This is a genomic window from Neisseria sp. HMSC064E01 (assembly GCF_001808875.1).
Lineage (GTDB): Bacteria > Pseudomonadota > Gammaproteobacteria > Burkholderiales > Neisseriaceae > Neisseria > Neisseria sicca_A.
In genome coordinates this window covers 1-2,766 of the sequence record NZ_KV794967.1, presented here as the reverse complement: position 1 = coordinate 2,766, position 2,766 = coordinate 1, and the positions used below count along the sequence as shown (strand labels likewise).

3 protein-coding genes are annotated in these 2,766 nt (G+C 50.0%); all 3 read right to left on the bottom strand.

The annotated features are described in order from the left end of the window. Nucleotides 1-41: 41 nt before the first annotated feature. Genes rfbA through rfbB form a run of 3 tightly spaced genes read right to left on the bottom strand, consistent with a single transcriptional unit; the run spans nucleotide 42 to nucleotide 2,461 of the window. Nucleotides 42-917, bottom strand: coding sequence for a glucose-1-phosphate thymidylyltransferase RfbA (gene rfbA, locus HMPREF2572_RS10915; protein ID WP_070498590.1), 876 nt, complete (start codon nucleotides 915-917; stop codon nucleotides 42-44). Between the two features lie 53 nt (nucleotides 918-970). After that, entirely contained in the window at nucleotides 971-1,342 is a 372-nt protein-coding gene (locus tag HMPREF2572_RS10910) for an adenosylhomocysteinase (protein WP_180949621.1), read from the bottom strand. A 54-nt stretch (nucleotides 1,343-1,396) separates the two neighbouring features. Continuing rightward, nucleotides 1,397-2,461: a dTDP-glucose 4,6-dehydratase gene (gene rfbB, locus HMPREF2572_RS10905; protein ID WP_070498588.1), complete on the bottom strand. Its 1,065-nt coding sequence runs from the start codon at nucleotides 2,459-2,461 to the stop codon at nucleotides 1,397-1,399. Between the last annotated feature and the right edge of the window lie 305 nt (nucleotides 2,462-2,766).

The window sequence follows — 2,766 nt, the reverse complement described above, 5'->3', positions numbered from 1 at the left end:
GTCCTGATTTAAATTTAATCCACTATACAATCTGTTTGACCTTACCGGTTTATACCCGCCAGCAGGCGTAACAGATATTGACCGTATTGGTTTTTTGCCATCGGACGGGCGAGTTCTTCCAAGCGCTCGTCTGAAAGCCAGCCGTTGCGCCAAGCGATTTCTTCGAGGCAGGCAACTTGCAGGTCTTGGATGTTTTGCACGGTTTGGACGAATGAGGCGGCTTCGTGCAGGCTTTCGTGCGTACCGGTGTCCAACCAAGCAAACCCGCGTCCTAAAAGCTGGACGGACAATGAGCCGTCGTCAAGATACATTTGGTTGAGCGTGCTGATTTCGAGTTCGCCGCGTGCGGAGGGTTTGACTTGTTTGGCAAACTCGACGACGCGGTTATCGTAGAAATATAAGCCTGTTACCGCCCAGTCGGATTTGGGCTGTTTCGGTTTTTCTTCGATAGATAAGGCATTAAAGTTTTCGTCGAATTCCACGACGCCGAAACGTTCAGGGTCTTTGACTTGGTAGCCGAACACGGTGGCGCCGTGTTTTTTAGAAGCGGCTTGTTTCAGTGTTTGGGTAAACGACTGACCGTAGAAAATATTGTCGCCCAAAACCAAACAGACGTTGTCGTTGCCGATAAACTCTTCGCCGATGATGAATGCTTGCGCCAAGCCGTCGGGGCTGGGTTGTTCGGCGTAGCTGATGGAGATGCCGAAATCGCTGCCGTCACCGAGCAGTCGTCTGAAAGAGGGATTGTCTTCGGGCGTGGTAATCACCAAAATATCGCGGATTCCTGCCAACATCAATACGGACAGGGGATAGTAAATCATGGGTTTGTCGTACACGGGCAGAAGCTGTTTGGACACGCCGCGCGTGATGGGGTAGAGGCGTGTGCCGCTGCCGCCGGCAAGGATGATGCCTTTCATGGGTTTTCTCCTGAGTAGTGTGTGTTTGCGTGATTTTCAGACGGCCTTCGGTCTTAACGAGGCTTGCCGTTTATCATGCCGAAGAAGCTTTTGATATCGAAGTAAATGGAACGGATGTCACCAGCTTCATTTTGAACGTCGATACGGTCATAGACGCTGTCATTTTTCTTTAACAGAGCTTGTCCGACTACGCGATATTCAGGCATGTGTTCTTCAATCCAGGAATATTCGGCGGCAATGCCACGCGTAGTGTCGTTTTCAATGATGACAATTGCCCTTTCGATAGAGCTGCCATCGGCTTTTATTGTCTTCTGAACCGTCGTTTGTGCAACATGATGTCGTGTTTCTTTGGCCGAAATTGGCATAGAAACAAATAAGACAGAGGTCAAAGTTGCTAATAAGAAAATGCGGGATGGAGAGTACATGGATATTCCTTTGTATGATGAAGCCCGATGTTTTCAATAGAATGATTGCATAGTTTACAACTTACCTAAGCGCTCTAAACGGTAGCTGCCGTTCAATACGTTTTGCCACCAGGTTTTGTTGTCCAAATACCATTGCACTGTTTTGCGGATGCCGGACTCGAATGTTTCCTGCGGTTTCCAGCCCAGTTCCCTGCCGATTTTGGCGGCATCGATGGCGTAGCGCACGTCATGGCCGGGGCGATCTTGCACGAAGGTAATCAAATTTTCGTACCGTGCCACGCCGGCAGGTTTTTCAGGAACGAGTTCTTCCAGCAGAGCGCAGATGGTTTTGACCACTTCAATATTGGCTTTTTCATTGTGACCGCCGATGTTGTAGGTTTCGCCGACAACACCTTCGGTAACAACCTGATACAGCGCGCGGGCGTGGTCTTCGACAAACAGCCAGTCGCGGATTTGCATTCCGTCGCCGTACACGGGCAGTGGTTTGCCGTCGAGCGCGTTCAGAATCATCAATGGAATGAGTTTTTCAGGGAAATGGTATGGACCGTAGTTGTTCGAGCAGTTAGTTACGATGGTGGGCAAACCATAAGTTCGCAACCATGCGCGCACGAGGTGGTCGCTGGATGCTTTAGAGGCAGAGTAGGGGCTGGACGGGGCGTAAGGTGTGGTTTCGGTAAACAAATCGTCCGTACCGTGCAAGTCGCCATAAACTTCATCGGTGGAAATATGGTGGAAACGGAACGCCGCCTGTTTTTCAGACGACATTTGCTGCCAATAGGCGCGAGCGGCCTCGAGCAGGTTGAATGTGCCGACGATGTTGGTTTGGATAAACTCGCCTGCGGAATCTATAGAGCGGTCAACATGACTTTCCGCCGCCAAGTGCATCACGGCATCAGGCTGGTGGTGCGCAAACACGCGGCCAAGTTCGGCACGATCGCAAATGTCCACTTGCTCAAACGTGTAACGCGGGTTGTCTGCTACGTCGGTCAGCGATTCGAGATTGCCCGCGTAAGTTAACTTGTCGAGGTTGATGACGGAATCTTGGGTATTTTGGATGATGTGGCGGACCACTGCCGAGCCGATAAAGCCCGCGCCGCCGGTAACAAGGATTTTTTTCATGGGATGGGTCTAAGATACAGTACAGCCTTGAATTATAACTGTATACGTGTATACGTGTATACATGGAGGGAATTTAACGACATGGTATTTTTCTTGCCGTTTAGGTGAAATTTATGCCATTCATCTTAACAAATATATTTGTCATTATGGTTATGGTATATTCCAGGCGTTCATCATAAATTCATCCTAGTGTTATCATGACTGCCTGCCAATCCTACCACCTCACCTTCGCCCGTTTCTCTCCCGCCCTCTCCGTCAAATCCTTCACCGCTGCCGAAGCCGCCAACACCGCCTACCGCGTCGAA